Origin of the sequence: Bradyrhizobium sp. LCT2 (assembly GCF_009931255.1) — a bacterium.
Taxonomy (GTDB): domain Bacteria; phylum Pseudomonadota; class Alphaproteobacteria; order Rhizobiales; family Xanthobacteraceae; genus Bradyrhizobium; species Bradyrhizobium diazoefficiens.
Genome location: NZ_CP034432.1, coordinates 6129623 through 6143364, shown reverse-complemented (window position 1 = coordinate 6143364; position 13742 = coordinate 6129623). Strand labels below are relative to the sequence as shown.

Below are 13742 nucleotides of genomic sequence, written 5' to 3'. Positions count from 1 at the left end.
GCAAGAATGATCAGAGGGCGCAGGAGCGCTTAGCGAAGCATGAGCCGGAGGTGCCTGCCCCGAACCGAGGCGCGGGAGTCCTGGAGACGAAGCAGGCCGATCGGGCGATCGAGGATGCCCTTGAGGACGATGAGGTGAGAGAGGCACTCAGACTGCATCACCGGAGTAAGCGCTCCTAGCCTGTGTGCTGTATGATACTTTACGCTTCAGTATAGCGCGTGCCTAGTGCGGGAGTGCCACTACGTCACGAGGGGAAATCGGCCGGCTGCACGTCGATACGATCAGCGTACAGCGACCAGTCTCTAATCCCCCGGAACTCGTTGAATTGCTGTTGAGCCAGTGAGACCGCCTCGGTCGCATCACGTGCATCGACGTCAACGACGTGCTGGCAGATTTCGCACGATTTCCCTCGGTCGCCGATGACATCCTTGAAGAAGCGGACGGTAAAGCGGGCCATGGATACCTGGTTCGTTCTGCCGGCGTGCCGGTATGCGGGTCAATAGACAAAGACTGGAGTTTCCAGCAGGTGATCATTCACGGTTACGACGCCGGGTATCGCCTCGGCGGCAACGCGAATGGCCGTGCGTTCGGCTAGCGATGGCGCGAAACCCCAGATGTCGACCACGCCATTCTGCACGGTCGCGTTCACATTGAACGTATGAGCCCAGGGCTGCTTCCTGAGCTCCTCGAAGAAGTTCTTCCTGATGACTGAATCGGGAAGCGAAATCTCGAGCTCTGGTCTGGCGCTCGCGATGGCCTGGAGCAGGTTGGCCCGGCTGACGATCCCGACGAGCTGACCTTCCTTGTCGACGATAGGAACGCGTTTGATCTGGCGCTCTTCGAGAAGCATTGCGATCTCATGCAGGGGCGTCTCGGGTGCAGCGGTCGTGACCTCCTGTGTCATGACGTCCTGAACCTTGATTGAGTGCGACTTGACGTAGTCAGTCGCGAGCTGGGCATCGCCGGTGAACAGGCGCAACCACCAGGCGGGGGAGCGTTCGGTCCCGCTCTCGGCTCTGTGCAGCAGATCGCCTTCGCTAACTATCCCGACCACCTTGTTGTCGGCATCGACGACCGGCACAGCACTGATCCGGCGCTCCAACAGGATCTGCGCGACCTCGCGGACGGTTGCGTTTGGTCCGACCGTAAACACCGGCGACACCATCACGTCTCGTGCATACATGACAAACCTCCGTATCCCGATCTCGGGTCATCCTGCCTGATCGTGGGGTGCCCGGTTTGATCGGGATCAAGCAGCGCAGTCTGCTGGGGAATAGGAATTGGACGCATGCAGCGAGGAGGCCGAAAATGATCAGGATACCATATCGCGCAATCGTGTTCGTCGGCGACGGACGGAAGGCGCTGTTCCTTCGCAACGAGGGCAACGAGAAGTTCCCCAATCTGAAGACGGAGGCGGTGTTCGAGAAAGAGAATCCGCCCGCCCATTCCCAAGGTAGCGATCGCCCCGGTCGGATAAGCAAAGGCTCGCATTCGGCGCAGCGCAGTGCGGTGGAAATGACCGATTGGCATGAACTCGAGGAGAAGCGCTTTGCGAGGCAGGTCGCGGCTGCGGCAGAGCGTCTCCTCCGCGGCGAGCATGAGACCTCCCTCATTGTCGTCGCGCCACCCTGCACGCTGGCGGAGCTTCGCTCGGCCTTTCATGCCGACGTGAGGCGTCGGATCGTCGGTGAACTCGACAAGGACCTCACCAGGCACCCCGTAGGCGAAATCGAAAAGCATCTGCGGGACACGGATTAAGGAGAGGTGTGCCCGCAGGGAACCGCCAGTCCCCGTCACCTGTCACATCGGTAGGCAAAGCCGGCTTGTTTGACTTCGGTCAAGCGTCTCGCTGATCGCAAGGCGATAAAGGGCCATCGCACACGTTTTCGGAGTGTCATCATGTCTGTCGCAAGCGTCATGGTCTACGTCGATTCCGAGCAGCAGGAAGCAGGGCAAGTTGCCGTTGCGGAAGGCGTCGCGAGAACGTTCGGGGCGGCCATCCTGGGGGTTTCTGCGGTGGCGGTGGAGCCTCCCTTTGTCGCCGAAGGTGTCATCATCGAGCAGACCACCGAGGAAGACATCAAGCGCATAAAGGCAACGCTTTCGGCGAAAGAGGCTTGGTTCAAGAGGGTGGTCGGCCTGCCAAGCGAGACGGTCGAATGGCGCTGGGCCCTCGATGATCCGACCGACTTTCTGGTCGAGCAGGCCCGCGCGGCAGACCTTGTGATCGTCAAGCGCAGGTCGCAGGCGGCCAGCCACTCCCACTTCCTCGATCCGGCCGGAGCCATGCTGCGGATGGGGCGCCCCACGCTATCTGTGCCGGAGCGCGTGACGGAGTTGTCCGGCGACCGCATCGTGGTCGGTTGGAAGGACACAAGGGAGGCGCGCCTCGCCGTTCGCGATGCGATGCCGTTTCTGACCAGGGCGTCGCAGGTCACAATCGCGGAAATCTGCGCGTCGAGCGAACAGGATGCGGCTCGCAAGCGGGTTCGCGACGTGGCCGGCTATCTTCAGCGGCATGGGGTGCAGTGCCAGCACGAGATACGTGTCCATACGTCGGAGCCGGACGGAGGCTACCTTATTCGGCTGGCGTCCGAGCTCGGCGCGGACCTCATCGTCACTGGCGGTTATGGACATAGCCGGTTGGGAGAATGGATCTTCGGCGGTATGACACGCAGCCTCCTGCAGGAGGCCAAAGTGTGCGTGCTGATGTCGCACTAGCGCAGAGCAGAGCGCATTGCTGGCAGGGCGGGTTCGATGGAAGCAGCAATGAAGGCAGCAGATATCATGCGAACCTGGTTTGCAACGGTGAAGCCGAGTGCTTCGCTGCTCGATGCCATCCATCTGCTGCTCGAGACCAATCAGCGCGGCCTCCCGGTCGTTGACGGTGAAGGGGTGCTGGTCGGCATCATTTCGGAAGGTGATTTTCTTCACAGGCGCGAATTAGGCGTAGACTATCCCGAAGGGTTTTGGCTCGAGTGGCTGCTAGTTAAAGACGACGGGCAGCTCGCTCGTGAGAGAACCAGTGGCTTGCGCGTGGATGCCGTCATGAGCCGACATCCCGTCTGCGTCGATGAAAGCGCCACAATCGAGGAGGTCGTCAAGCAGATGGACATTTATCAGATCTCCCAGGTGCTAGTCCTCCGGGACAGAAAGCTTGCGGGTATAGTGGGGCGCACGGAGATGCTCCTGGCGCTCGAGCCGCGCCTGAGAAAATAGGGACATTTAGAACGGGCGCGAAGTCGAGCTCGGCGAAGGGCCCGTTTTGCCCAAGATGGACTCTTAGCGACGCTCCTTGTCACTGCTCCTGGTTCAGCGCAGATCTTATAAATCAAAAGCGCGGCGGTGACCGCCTGCCCGGTAGGCTCGTCTCAGCGAGATTGGCCCGCTCTCAACGTCTCGAGGTAGGCCACGATGGCCTCAATCTGGTATTCCGAGAGCCTCGGATTTGGCATTGACTGATCTGGTCCAAGACGACGATGGCTCGATGCCAAAAATCGTCGGAGTTCGGCAGCGGAGAACGACGGCCGGTTGACTATCTCCAAGAAGCCAGGTGGCGATGGGCGGAGTGCAGGCGCTTCCCTTCCGTCGGCGACGACATGGCACGTCCCGCAAGATGAATGGGCTAGGGATCGCCCCTCAGTCACCTGGTCGACGAACAATTGGTTGGGCACCGGCAAGGTGAGCGGAATCTGGATCGCGATCGAGGCATACCCGCTACTCCGGTGGCAGGTGTTGCATTCGTTTGTCATGTCCGCATACGACGTAATGAACCCGGGTAAGTCCCTCGAATGGATTGCCTGGCGTACGGTATCAAGTTGTCGCTTGGCGCGATTAGCTTGCGACGGGTCAGTCTGCAACTTGCCCGTGGCTTCAAGATTGGCGCCGATTTGTTGAAGCTCGTATTCGGCCAGGCCCCAATTCCTCAGCTTGCCCGCAAACCATAGCTTTGCGTGCTGAAGCTGAAGTCTGGTCATAAGATCGGACAGTGTTGCAGACGGGTCGACCGGCGTCCCGGCGCTGGACGCCGACAGCGTTACAAGAATCGCGATCGACAGAAGCGTTTTCAGGCGCATGACCGAAGACTTCCGGTATTGGTCGTCAAGTTGCCATCTCCGCCCGTCCCGGCGTTGATCTCGATCAAGACGCTAATTGACGCAGCAAATACCTCTTGGCCCGTTCCGGAGTGAAGGCATGCGCGCGCATCAGATAATGTCACGGCAGGTGGTGTCGATACGGCCCGAGGCTCCGATCACGGACGCGATTAAAGTGATGCTTGCGCATCATATCAGCGGGCTACCTGTCGTGGATTCGGCCGATGATCTCGTCGGCATTATATGCGAGAGCGATTTTCTCAGGCGGAGCGAGATCGGAACCGAGCATGAGCGTAATTGATTGCTTTCGCTCCTGCTCGGGGCTGAGCGAGTCGCCAGCGAGTTCGTGAAGGAACACGGTCGCAAGGTCGAGCAGGTGATGACCCGTCAGCCTGTGACCACCAACGAGCAGGCACCTCTCGATGAGGTGGCGGACGTGATGGAGCGTCGGCACCTGAATCACGTTCCGGTCATGCGCGATGATCGTATCGTCGGAATCATCACACGTTCCGACTTCCTGCCCGCTGTTGCTGGACCACTCACATGCGATTCGGGCTATTCCGGGAGCGACAATCAGCTCCGTCGGGCGGTTCTCGCCGCGCTGGCAAAAACACCGTTGCAGCCGATCGGCCTGAACGTCAGGGTAAAGGACGGCGCGATCTCGCTACGTGGTGTTATCAGGGGCGAGAGCGCACACCGCGCTGTTATCGTAGCTTGCGAGAACGTTCCTGGTGTTCGTCGAGTAGACGACCGCCTCTGTGTCCAGTCCCCCCCATCCGGACCCGGAGGACGATTACGGTGGAGGCGATTTCGTTTCGCTTCAGATGGAGCCGTCCACGCTCGATGACGAACCACTGTAGCGCTTATGAGAGCGGGCGGCGTCAGTTGAGCTCGCGGTTTCGTTTGATAATCGTCCGTTGATTTCCAACGTATTGTTCGATGACGGCCAACCGCTTCTGCTCTGACACTCCAGTCGGGAGTTACCTTACCCCTATGGTACCAGTCGCCTAGCGCCGGTGAGGACCGATGGTGCTCCAATCCTGCTGACGCAAGGGCTAAGCTAAGCGCTGATGCTATTCGGCCGACCGAGCGCCCTGTTCGCTTAGGGTTCGCCCGACAAACCTGCGGCTGGCCCTTCGTATCGGCGAGCGGACAGCGCGAGACATCAGTCTCCCGATGGATGAGGAATAGAGCGTGACTTCGAATGCCGCATAGAGGGTAAATAGCGTCACGACCTTGATTAGTTCGTTGCTCATCTTGATGCCCTCCATCAATCGATCTAGATCGGGTCCTTCTCGATTTGCGCCATTTTGGTGAGGGCTTGGCTTCGATGGGGCTTGTAGACGGTATGCGCCGCCGTAACCTGCACACTTGTTGCTGGATGAGTCAGCCAGACGGTCGGTGTTGCCGCCATGATTGCAACGCTGACGAGCAGCACAGAGACCACCACCTTCAGGTGGGTTGCCCTATCCGCGGTGTAAATCGAGTGATTCATTGCGGGCTCCATTGGCAAGCCGAACGCCGTGTAGGAAAGCCCTTCCTACCGCATCAGGCGACGGACCTAAATTCGGGAGCGTCACCTAAGTAGGTATCCGTAGGCCTGGTTTCGCGCGCGAGAAGGGCGAGGGAGAGTTTGCGAATCCTCAAATCGCGCCTGCTCCAAGTCGTTAGGCTGGTTAGGCAACTTCACTTGGATCGCCTGAGAGGTGGCCATGCTACGCAATATCTTGCGCCGAAATTGGATCGGCGTCGTCGTATGCAGTCTGGCGCTGGTCTTCGGTGTCACCGGCTGTTGGGCCAAGGACTATAGAGATCCAGGAGAGGTGTTCCCGACGACGGAATTTGCCGCTCTTGTGAAGCGCATCTCGCCTGCTGTGGTTGGAATACGAGGCTGGGGCGTGCCATCAGAGCCGCGAGTATTCGATCCCGAAGCCGGCTTTCCAGACCCTCCTACGCTTCGAGAGTGGCAGGGAGCGGGCGTCGTCGTAGACGCCCTGGCAGGCTTGATCGTCACTGCAAATCTCTTGGTTGCAAGCGCGACCGTCGTAAAGGCACTCCCCCAGGATGGGCGAGTACTTGATGCCGTCGTGCTGGTAAGATCCGAGCGAGATGACGTTGCGCTACTCCGTGTTGAACCCGGCAACCTTCAAGCATTGACTCTGGCGAACCTAGGTACGCCCGACGTGGGGGAGCCGGTGATGACGATTGGAAATCCACAAGATTGGGGGCAAAGCGTGACATTTGGCATCGTGTCAGCTTTGCATCGTTCCTGCCCGGGCATTGCGAACAGCGATCTGATCCAATCGGATGTCCTCATCAGCCAAGGGAGTTCGGGCGGGGCGCTGGTGAATCTGAAAGGCAAGCTAGTCGGCGTCGTCATTGCGCGAAGGAGTGGCTTTGCTTTTGCAGTGCCAGCAGACGCGGTCAGGAAGCTTTTTGTAGCTGCCCAGTAGGATCCCCCTGCGAGGGATCAGCGCATCAATAGCGAAACCGCGAGCGCCCGAAAATTCGCCCGGCTTTGCCAGCCCTCGGGACTATCTGCTTAGTGGGGGGTGCCTCGGTCACGCCCGGAGTAGGCGGCGACCAAGCCGACAATAGCTGTGACGAGAAGCATCGTTACAACGGTTTGAATGAGGCCGAAGTTCAACGCGTCTCGCGACACGAACAGCGCCGTGATCGGCGCTGCTATCGCAAAGAGAATCCGGACGATCCATCCAAGCATGATCGCTCCCAAGTCGCCGGCGTTCGGCCCGCGGCCTTCAAGTCTTCTGGCGATTCCACATAATAGCCGGAGTATGAATCGACCAAGCAAAGGTGGTCATGGACTTCCTTGACGCCGCTAGTGTTTTCGGCCGCGATGATCGCGGCCCGCCGCCTCCCAGGCTGCAATCGCACTGGAAAATGCGACTCTGTACCGTGATCTCTGGCGGACGCGAACAATGGAAGTGTCGATCATCTGGACGGAGCCATCATGAGATCGGCGAGGGCTTCCATGATCAGGTCCCAGATGCCAGCCATTCGCCAACGGACGAACCGATTGTAGCAGGTCGTGTAAGGCCCAAAGCTCTCCGGCAGATCGCGCCATGGTGCGCCTGACCGCAATATCCAGAAGATGCCGTTTAGGACACGTCGGTCATTGACCCTCGGTACGCCGCGCGGCTTGTTAGGAAGGAACGGCCTGATGGCGGCCCACTCAAGTCCGTGAGTTCGTATCTCATGATTCGAGGCCCCGGTTTGAGAGCTTGAATCACGTCTATCTCGGTGTTCGCAACGAGGAATTGTAAGTCCGAGATGAGCCGGATAGCGGACATGCTGCTGATGCACAAAAGCGACGCGAATGACCCTTAACTGACGTCGAGCAACAACTCGCGGCAATCACCGCGTCATAGGATGAGGTGTCGCGCTGTGCGGGGCGGTAATGACGACGCGACGTCTAAATTCTCCGGCTGTCGTAGGCCCAATGTAACAACGCCTGGCGCTGGCGCGGCCGGCAAGTCGGGTCGCACGGTTCGCAATGCTTCCTGATCTGTGACACGTGTCGCCTCATGGCCTTCCAGCGCCCGATCTGTCGCGTGTCCTCCTCAGGCAAGCGCCGGCCTAGGTAGTATCGACAATACCACTGGAACCAGCCGCGCGGATCGTTCGGATGCATCCAGCCCTTTCTCCGCCATTCCGACAAGCTTTGGCTGGCGTCCACGCCGAAATAGTTGCAAAGGCAGTCGCGGCCAAAAGGCGAGAGCTTCGCCCGCGCGAACCAACTCGCGGGAAACTCGTCACGACAATCGGTGAGGTATTTGCCGCAGAACACGCCGAGTTCCAGCATCTGCTTCGGCGTCAAATCGGGCCGGAATTGCGGGTCGAAATCGCGCCCGGCCGGCGCAGACAATACATAGCGGCAGCCTCTTTGCATCTTGTCACTGACGATGACAATGCGGCGGCGCATCCGGCCTCCTGTTAGTTCAATAGCCAGATTGCGCCGTTCAGAACCGAAGCGAATGCCACCCACACCGCGTAAGGCGCGAACAGCAGAGATGCGATCTTATCCCATCGCCAGGTTATCATGATGAAGCCAACGATCGTCATCAGAAGCAGCACGATTACGCCAAGGGCGATATCGATGCGATGGCCTGAGAAGAATATGGGTGACCAAACGAAATTCAGAGCCAGTTGTCCCCACCATAGCTTCATCGGTAAGTTGTTGCGGCCCTCTCTCCAAACACGCCATCCAGCGATCGCGATGATAATATAAAGCGTGCTCCAAACCGGGGCAAAGATCCAGTTAGGCGGACTGAAAGGCGGCTTGCTTAGCGCCGCATACCATGCACCGGGGGCGGTCGCGAAACCGATGATAAGGCCGCCACCCAGAACGAGCGTAACAAACAAAAGTAAACTACCGAGTTCGGCCGCGCGCATTTTCATTCGAATGGATCTTCGTCGCTGTTGTTCGGCAGAAGAATGTCAGTGGTTCTCTTGTCTCGGATGAGCAGTAGCGATCGCATCTCGTTGGGGGGGGCCTTGTCGAGAAGGCGCCAGTCCGCTTTGGGGCAAGGCGGACCGGCGGTCGATCGGTTGAGGGATATGGCCGATCAGTTCTGGGGCGGCAGGATGACCTTGTCGATGACGTGAATCATTCCGTTCGAGGCCGGGATATCAGCCTTTACGACGGTAGCATCGTTGATCGTCACCTTGCCTCCTTTGGTCGTGACCTTCACCATTGCTCCGTTGACGGTCTTGGCCTGGTCCAGCTTAGTTACCTGCTCAGCTTTCACGGCGCCCGGCACCACGTGGTAGGTGAGGATGGCCGTCAGCTTCGCTTTGTTCTCGGGCTTCAGCAGGTTCTCCACCGTGCCGGCCGGCAACTTGGCAAATGCCTCGTCCGTCGGTGCGAACACCGTGAACGGTCCGGGACCTTTCAGGGTAGCAACCAGGTCGGCCGCCTTGAGCGCCGCCGCCAGCGTCTTGAACTGGCCGGCACCGACCGCCGTGTCGACAATGTCCTGATTGCTGGCGCGCGCGAAAGTGCTGCCGATCGCCAAACCTACCACGGCCATGACGACCGCGGCCTTCGACGCAATACCTACTCTGCTCATCTTTTAGCTCCTGTAACTTGCGGGGGCCGGCTTGGCGGCCCGCGTTCCGGTTTCGAGGGACGGGAGAAACGTGTTTTGCCTTGCCCTTCTTGAATGGTAGGAAAACAAATTTTCATCAAGGGCACATTAGCGTGATATGCAAAGTAGTTTTCGTGAGGATAAAACGCACGTTCCATCTTTGAACTGGGATGAAATGAGACCGGAACCATGCTATCGGAGACTCTGATCACGGCCCTTAGGGGCTACGCCATCGGCTCAAAGATCCGCCGGCTGCGGCTGCGCAAAAAGCTGGGGCTGGTCCAGCTAAGCGAGCACACCGGTCTCTCGCCGGCGATGCTGTCGAAAATCGAACGCGGGCATCTGTTTCCGACGCTACCGACCTTGTTGCGGATCGCTTTAGTGTTCGGCGTCGGGCTCGATCACTTTTTTAGAGAGGACAGCGACCGGCCGGTACATGCGGTCGTGCGCAAGGAGGACCGCATTCGTCTTCCGGAGAAGGCCGGACGGACTTCGCCCGCTTACTGCTTCGAGTCGCTCGACTATCCGGTCAGCGACCGCAAGCTCAACGGCTATTACGTCGAGTTTGTGAAGGAAGACGAGCAGTCGGAGCCTCACGAGCATCCGGGCGCGGAGATCATCTACGTTTTGGATGGCGAGCTTGTGGTGAACCTGGAGGGAGAGGACTTCACGCTGGGCCAAGGCGATTCGATGTATTTCGATTGCGCTCATCCGCACACTTACCGCCTTAAAGGGTCGTTGCCGTGCGCGGCCATTATCGTCGTGACGCCGAAATCAGCTTCAACGTGACCGGGATCGCAAGACAATCCCCGACGAACAGGAACTATCCCCTGCTCGCCTGCGCTATCCGAAACGACTATCCGCTAGTTTGCTCCGCACGTCCGGGGTGGCACTTTTCTGACCTGAGGCGATGTCCGGATTGAGTCCGCAAAACGTCGGATAGCGGACATCGTTCACAGCCGCGGTAGTGAATCTTGATTTATGAGTACACGGCCTAGTCACCTGAATCTAAAGTTCGCCACATAATGTCTGCTGGGCTTTGTGGCAGAAGCGTTTGACGGACGCCAAAATCTGGTCTGCGGACTTGGTCCATTTGAAGGGCTTCGGGTGTCTGTTGTGCAAATCGATGAAGGTACGGATGTCGGCCTCGAGTTGCCTGACGGAGGTGTGAACACCTCGCTGGATCTGCTTTCTGGTGAGCTCAGCGAACCAGCGCTCGACCTGGTTGATCCATGACGCGGAAGTCGGCGTGAAATGGACATGATAGTGCGGCCGGCGGGCGAGCCACGCTTTGATCTTGGGTGTTTTGTGAGTGGCGTAGTTGTCCATGACGATATGGACATCGATCCCTTCAGGGACTTGAGCGTCGATCTCTTTGAGGAACTTCAAGAACTCGATTGCCCGGTGGCGTTTGTAACATTTGCCGATGACGAATCCCGAGGCGACATCGAGCGCGGCAAACAGCGAGGTCGTACCATGCCGCACATAGCTGTGCGTGCGCCGTTCCGGTACGCCCGGCATCATCGGAAGGACCGGCTGCTCGCGATCCAGGGCCTGGATCTGGCTTTTCTCATCGACACTGAGGACAAGGGCTCGGTTCGGTGGGGACAGGTAAAGGCCGACGATGTCGCGTACCTTGTCGACGAACAGCGGATCGCTCGATAGCTTGAATGTCTGGCTACGGTGCGGCTGCAAGCCGAACGCCGCCCACATTCGGCGGATCGTGGTGTGGGAAAAGCCGGTTTCCGCAGCCATCGAGCGGATCGACCAATGCGTGGCATCGGCTGGCGTCGTCCGCAACGTCCGCTCGATCACCTCAGCAACCTGATCGTCGTTGATGGTTCGAGGGCGGCCAGGGCGTGCCTCGTCAAGCAGGCCATCACAGCGGTCCTTCAAAAATCGGCGACGCCACTTGCCAATGGTGTGTTCGTGCAGGCCGAGTTCGGCAGCCACAGACTTGCTTGGCAATCCATCCGCGCATCGCAGGATCGCGCGGCATCGCTCAGATAGCGATCGGGCAACGCGATGACGACGAACTTGCCTCTCCAAGTACGCCCGCTCCTGCGGACTAAGCACCAACGGCGCGATCGGCCGGCCTCGCTCACCTGCATTAGCCACGAGCTCTCTCCTCTGTAGAGATTCGAGCTATCAACTAATGTGACGAACTTGCGTTCCAGATGACTAGTTAAAGCAGTGCAATTTTGAGATCAGAAATGACAAATTGTGTGATCGTTCGGGCCTACGGAAGGCAATTAGATTAGTTGCGCGGCGAGGCATCCCGCGTTTCACGGGCAAACAAGATCGACTGGTGGATTGAGCGCGACGTCCAAGGGAGACGATTCTGCTTTAACGACGCCGAGACGAAGAGGGCGTTTGTCTCTATATGCGAAAACGTGGGTGTTTCGCTTATGGATGGTGTCCCGCCGGCGTGAACGGATGGGGCCGCTCGGCGCCTGGCTTGTAGCCACCATACAGCTCCCTCTCCATCGCTGGTTTGCACTGCATGGATCAAGCTCGCGGGGGCTATCACGTCGTATTCGAAAGCCACGCCCTCGGGATCGTTCTCCTCGAACTAACCGCAACCGGAGGGCGAGCGCAAAGGGGCGGCCGATCAGTTGGCCGACCTCGGCTTCCATCCGAATGTGTCGTGCGGAATTCCACCGGTGATGTCGAGGTCTTTGTCGTCTGAAATGCGCCAAGCCAACAGGCCGAAATAAGCAGTGAGCAGCAAACCTGTCGCGATCAAAAGACCAATTGAAAGCCGACCCACTTACGTGCTCCGCAATTCAGCCGAGAGCAGATGATGGCTTGTGTCCGATTCGGAAAATGCAGACCGGCTGACCTAACGGCGCTTTTCCCCAGACAGCAAGGCAGCGCGGCCGCCGCGGTAATCCTGTATCCGACTTCACCCGAGGCGAGTGGTTCGGCCTCGACGAGCCCAAGCTCGACTAGGCGGCGACGAGCTCATGGTCAAACAGCTGTGGGCTGGTACAGGATTCCGAAGCCAAGCCGTTCAGGAAGTCGCGTTCGCTCGCCGTCAGGTCCATCGGGACAACGTCTTTTAGATGTTGGCGCAAGCGCTCCAGACGCCGACTGCAACGGGGACGAGGGAGTCCTGGCGGGAACCCGCGTTCGAGGCTTCATGGAGCCGTGTGTAGACCGTCATTGGCTCGGCGGCAAATGAATGAGGCCGCCCGCTCGGAGCGAACGGCGGCCTCATTCGATGTAGGTTGGGGTTACGCGGCCTTCTCGTTCACACTGCGCAGAACGAAGGTGTTGAGCTTCTCGTCCGTCGCCTTCTCCTCGTCGAGGTTCTGCTGCAGGACCGAAGCGCAGTCGTCGCGGCCGAGCTTCCCGGGCCAGCGATCAAAGTGCCGTGTGATTTCGTAGGGCTCACGGCCTGGGCTGCCGCGATCAGGGCCGCGTCGAGTACCTGCTTCTGGTCGCCCCGTCGAACTTGTCGGTCAGCTCCTGCAGGAATCTGTCGAACCATTCGTTGGAAACCGGCTCGCAGCCGGTCTCCTTCGGCACTAGGATCTGCACGACGTAGAAACGGTTCATGAGACGGGGCTAGCCCGGCCGTCGGCGGGCCAGTTGGCGAGAAGCGTTTCGGTCGTGACGCACTCCACCTGCTGGCCGAACCGGTTCATGTAGATGTTCATCATAGAATCATGTGTCTCGTCTGCCGAGCTGCAAAGCGCATCGGCGACGAGGATCACGCGGAAGCCCCAATCGACCGCGCCCAATACGGTCGCGAGGACGCAGACGTCGGTTTCGCCGCCTGTGACGATGACCGTTTCGACGCCGGCTTCGCGAAGCTGCGCATGAAGCCCGCTCCCCGTCCAAGGCGAGTAGACGTACTTGTCGAAAGTGCGCGCGGGCGGGACGAAACAGGCAAGCTCCTGCACCAGGTCGACCATTTCCGGCCCGAGCTTGTCCATGGTCATCGAACTCCAGCGTTCGTAGTAGCGCCGCCACATGCCGACGCCCTGGCCTGGGCTTTGCGCCGGGATGAAGCGCGTGAAGATTGTCCGCTCGGGATGGGCAGAGGTGATCGCGACGACGTTCGGCAGGACGCGCGGCAACCACGGCATCGTCCAATCCGTACCTCCCGCAAACATCCGTTGCATGTCGACGCAGAGATGGACCGCGTTCCGGGGAGCGCCGTAGCGGAATTCGTCAGCCTTCGTCATGGACCTGTCCTCTAAAGTCAGCTCCAACGGAGGTGTAGTGGCTTGGTTCCTCCAGCTTGCCACGGAGCTACAGCGAAGGAAGCCGTTTCTGATATCCGTCGGGCAGGATGACGCGCGCTCGATCGCCGGCGGCCACCTGTCCGCCAGCTCGCACCACCGCCAGGACGCCGCATCTGAATGCAGGGGCCGTTTTTGCCGACGACACGACCTGCCTTTTTAGCCCGGTCCTGAAGCGGTCGATGAGCACGCAGGGCGTACGTCGTCTTGGCGGTCTGATCCAAATTCTCGACCGAGCTAACTCTTCAGGAACGGTGTTCGAGACGATCGATTGTTGGACAAACCCCCGA

At 59.2% G+C, this 13742-nt stretch carries 19 protein-coding genes and 3 pseudogenes; 7 read left to right on the top strand and 15 right to left on the bottom strand.

Annotated features, from left to right (window positions below; all coding sequences use genetic code 11):
* Positions 1 to 244: 244 nt before the first annotated feature.
* Both EI171_RS29570 and EI171_RS29565 read right to left on the bottom strand, forming a co-directional pair.
* On the bottom strand, positions 245 to 457 hold the full coding sequence (locus tag EI171_RS29570; RefSeq protein ID WP_161535419.1) for a hypothetical protein: 213 nt from the start codon (positions 455 to 457) through the stop codon (positions 245 to 247).
* 39 nt (positions 458 to 496) lie between these two features.
* Positions 497 to 1165, bottom strand: a complete 669-nt coding sequence (locus EI171_RS29565) for a CBS domain-containing protein (protein ID WP_246740284.1) — start codon at positions 1163 to 1165, stop codon at positions 497 to 499.
* A 143-nt stretch (positions 1166 to 1308) separates the two neighbouring features.
* Between EI171_RS29565 and EI171_RS29560 the strand changes: the two genes are divergently transcribed.
* The 3 genes from EI171_RS29560 (at position 1309) to EI171_RS29550 (ending at position 3219) form a co-directional block, all read left to right on the top strand.
* Positions 1309 to 1758: a host attachment protein gene (locus EI171_RS29560; RefSeq protein ID WP_161537100.1), complete on the top strand. Its 450-nt coding sequence runs from the start codon at positions 1309 to 1311 to the stop codon at positions 1756 to 1758.
* A gap of 141 nt (positions 1759 to 1899) precedes the next feature.
* Positions 1900 to 2721, top strand: coding sequence for a universal stress protein (locus EI171_RS29555; RefSeq protein ID WP_161535417.1), 822 nt, complete (start codon positions 1900 to 1902; stop codon positions 2719 to 2721).
* Between the two features lie 48 nt (positions 2722 to 2769).
* Positions 2770 to 3219, top strand: coding sequence for a CBS domain-containing protein (locus tag EI171_RS29550; protein WP_161535416.1), 450 nt, complete (start codon positions 2770 to 2772; stop codon positions 3217 to 3219).
* 152 nt (positions 3220 to 3371) lie between these two features.
* Here EI171_RS29550 and EI171_RS29545 read toward each other — a convergent pair whose 3' ends face one another.
* The gene (locus tag EI171_RS29545) at positions 3372 to 4076 is read right to left on the bottom strand and encodes a c-type cytochrome (protein WP_161535415.1); all 705 of its coding nucleotides are present in this window, start codon (positions 4074 to 4076) and stop codon (positions 3372 to 3374) included.
* Positions 4077 to 4194: 118 nt separating this feature from the next.
* On the opposite strand from EI171_RS29545, the gene EI171_RS45880 reads away from it, so the two are divergent.
* Entirely contained in the window at positions 4195 to 4395 is a 201-nt protein-coding gene (locus EI171_RS45880) for a CBS domain-containing protein (protein WP_371740278.1), read from the top strand.
* Here the strand turns inward: EI171_RS45880 and EI171_RS46810 are convergent.
* A complete protein-coding gene (locus tag EI171_RS46810) occupies positions 4297 to 4557 on the bottom strand; it encodes a hypothetical protein (protein WP_371740560.1) in 261 nt (86 codons plus the stop codon). The genes EI171_RS45880 and EI171_RS46810 overlap by 99 nt on opposite strands.
* On the opposite strand from EI171_RS46810, the gene EI171_RS45875 reads away from it, so the two are divergent.
* A complete protein-coding gene (locus tag EI171_RS45875) occupies positions 4474 to 4941 on the top strand; it encodes a CBS domain-containing protein (RefSeq protein WP_246740644.1) in 468 nt (155 codons plus the stop codon). The two genes, EI171_RS46810 and EI171_RS45875, sit on opposite strands and share 84 nt — an antisense overlap.
* Before the next feature lie 432 nt (positions 4942 to 5373).
* Here EI171_RS45875 and EI171_RS29535 read toward each other — a convergent pair whose 3' ends face one another.
* Positions 5374 to 5589 carry a hypothetical protein gene (locus tag EI171_RS29535; RefSeq protein ID WP_161535414.1) on the bottom strand — a complete coding sequence of 72 codons (216 nt, stop codon included), beginning with the start codon at positions 5587 to 5589 and terminating at the stop codon, positions 5374 to 5376.
* Positions 5590 to 5806: 217 nt separating this feature from the next.
* Here EI171_RS29535 and EI171_RS29530 point away from each other — a divergent pair, with 217 nt between their 5' ends.
* Positions 5807 to 6547, top strand: a complete 741-nt coding sequence (locus EI171_RS29530) for a S1C family serine protease (RefSeq protein WP_161535413.1) — start codon at positions 5807 to 5809, stop codon at positions 6545 to 6547.
* 232 nt (positions 6548 to 6779) lie between these two features.
* On the opposite strand, the pseudogene EI171_RS45870 reads toward EI171_RS29530, so the two are convergent.
* From EI171_RS45870 to EI171_RS29510, 5 genes and pseudogenes are all read right to left on the bottom strand, one after another.
* Positions 6780 to 6968 (bottom strand): annotated as a pseudogene (locus tag EI171_RS45870) (BON domain-containing protein); the annotation flags it as partial.
* A gap of 49 nt (positions 6969 to 7017) precedes the next feature.
* Positions 7018 to 7312, bottom strand: a pseudogene (locus tag EI171_RS29525) (IS5 family transposase); the annotation flags it as partial.
* A 215-nt stretch (positions 7313 to 7527) separates the two neighbouring features.
* Entirely contained in the window at positions 7528 to 8037 is a 510-nt protein-coding gene (locus tag EI171_RS29520) for a hypothetical protein (RefSeq protein WP_161535412.1), read from the bottom strand.
* Between the two features lie 11 nt (positions 8038 to 8048).
* Positions 8049 to 8513 (bottom strand): TspO/MBR family protein, encoded by a 465-nt coding sequence (locus EI171_RS29515; RefSeq protein ID WP_161535411.1) that lies wholly within the window; start codon positions 8511 to 8513, stop codon positions 8049 to 8051.
* A 167-nt stretch (positions 8514 to 8680) separates the two neighbouring features.
* Positions 8681 to 9184 (bottom strand): fasciclin domain-containing protein, encoded by a 504-nt coding sequence (locus EI171_RS29510; RefSeq protein ID WP_011085261.1) that lies wholly within the window; start codon positions 9182 to 9184, stop codon positions 8681 to 8683.
* A gap of 207 nt (positions 9185 to 9391) precedes the next feature.
* Between EI171_RS29510 and EI171_RS29505 the strand changes: the two genes are divergently transcribed.
* Positions 9392 to 9991 (top strand): helix-turn-helix domain-containing protein, encoded by a 600-nt coding sequence (locus tag EI171_RS29505; RefSeq protein ID WP_161535410.1) that lies wholly within the window; start codon positions 9392 to 9394, stop codon positions 9989 to 9991.
* A gap of 219 nt (positions 9992 to 10210) precedes the next feature.
* Here the strand turns inward: EI171_RS29505 and EI171_RS29500 are convergent, their stop codons facing one another.
* The 5 genes and pseudogenes from EI171_RS29500 to EI171_RS29490 form a co-directional block, all read right to left on the bottom strand.
* On the bottom strand, positions 10211 to 11320 hold the full coding sequence (locus tag EI171_RS29500) for an IS630 family transposase (RefSeq protein WP_161533493.1): 1110 nt from the start codon (positions 11318 to 11320) through the stop codon (positions 10211 to 10213).
* A gap of 493 nt (positions 11321 to 11813) precedes the next feature.
* The gene (locus EI171_RS45010; protein ID WP_202633026.1) at positions 11814 to 11972 is read right to left on the bottom strand and encodes a hypothetical protein; all 159 of its coding nucleotides are present in this window, start codon (positions 11970 to 11972) and stop codon (positions 11814 to 11816) included.
* A gap of 466 nt (positions 11973 to 12438) precedes the next feature.
* Positions 12439 to 12641: pseudogene (locus tag EI171_RS29495) on the bottom strand (DUF892 family protein); the annotation flags it as partial.
* Positions 12617 to 12763 (bottom strand): hypothetical protein, encoded by a 147-nt coding sequence (locus EI171_RS45865; protein ID WP_246740667.1) that lies wholly within the window; start codon positions 12761 to 12763, stop codon positions 12617 to 12619. The pseudogene EI171_RS29495 and the gene EI171_RS45865, both read right to left, overlap by 25 nt.
* Positions 12760 to 13395: a cysteine hydrolase family protein gene (locus tag EI171_RS29490; protein ID WP_161535409.1), complete on the bottom strand. Its 636-nt coding sequence runs from the start codon at positions 13393 to 13395 to the stop codon at positions 12760 to 12762. The genes EI171_RS45865 and EI171_RS29490 overlap by 4 nt, the downstream gene beginning before the upstream one ends.
* Positions 13396 to 13742: the final 347 nt, after the last annotated feature.

Excerpts from the sequence above, each read along its gene's own strand:
- EI171_RS29515 (WP_161535411.1), bottom strand. The coding sequence starts at position 8,513 with ATGAAAATGCGCGCGGCCGAACTCGGTAGTTTACTTTTGTTTGTTACG.
- EI171_RS29560 (WP_161537100.1), top strand. The coding sequence starts at position 1,309 with ATGATCAGGATACCATATCGCGCAATCGTGTTCGTCGGCGACGGACGG.
- EI171_RS29550 (WP_161535416.1), top strand. The coding sequence starts at position 2,770 with ATGAAGGCAGCAGATATCATGCGAACCTGGTTTGCAACGGTGAAGCCG.
- EI171_RS45880 (WP_371740278.1), top strand. The coding sequence starts at position 4,195 with ATGCGCGCGCATCAGATAATGTCACGGCAGGTGGTGTCGATACGGCCC.
- EI171_RS29555 (WP_161535417.1), top strand. The coding sequence starts at position 1,900 with ATGTCTGTCGCAAGCGTCATGGTCTACGTCGATTCCGAGCAGCAGGAA.
- EI171_RS45875 (WP_246740644.1), top strand. The coding sequence starts at position 4,474 with ATGACCCGTCAGCCTGTGACCACCAACGAGCAGGCACCTCTCGATGAG.
- EI171_RS29490 (WP_161535409.1), bottom strand. The coding sequence starts at position 13,395 with ATGACGAAGGCTGACGAATTCCGCTACGGCGCTCCCCGGAACGCGGTC.
- EI171_RS29510 (WP_011085261.1), bottom strand. The coding sequence starts at position 9,184 with ATGAGCAGAGTAGGTATTGCGTCGAAGGCCGCGGTCGTCATGGCCGTG.
- EI171_RS29570 (WP_161535419.1), bottom strand. The coding sequence starts at position 457 with ATGGCCCGCTTTACCGTCCGCTTCTTCAAGGATGTCATCGGCGACCGA.
- EI171_RS29535 (WP_161535414.1), bottom strand. The coding sequence starts at position 5,589 with ATGAATCACTCGATTTACACCGCGGATAGGGCAACCCACCTGAAGGTG.
- EI171_RS29520 (WP_161535412.1), bottom strand. The coding sequence starts at position 8,037 with ATGCGCCGCCGCATTGTCATCGTCAGTGACAAGATGCAAAGAGGCTGC.
- EI171_RS45865 (WP_246740667.1), bottom strand. The coding sequence starts at position 12,763 with ATGAACCGTTTCTACGTCGTGCAGATCCTAGTGCCGAAGGAGACCGGC.
- EI171_RS29545 (WP_161535415.1), bottom strand. The coding sequence starts at position 4,076 with ATGCGCCTGAAAACGCTTCTGTCGATCGCGATTCTTGTAACGCTGTCG.
- EI171_RS29565 (WP_246740284.1), bottom strand. The coding sequence starts at position 1,165 with ATGGTGTCGCCGGTGTTTACGGTCGGACCAAACGCAACCGTCCGCGAG.
- EI171_RS29505 (WP_161535410.1), top strand. The coding sequence starts at position 9,392 with ATGCTATCGGAGACTCTGATCACGGCCCTTAGGGGCTACGCCATCGGC.
- EI171_RS29530 (WP_161535413.1), top strand. The coding sequence starts at position 5,807 with ATGCTACGCAATATCTTGCGCCGAAATTGGATCGGCGTCGTCGTATGC.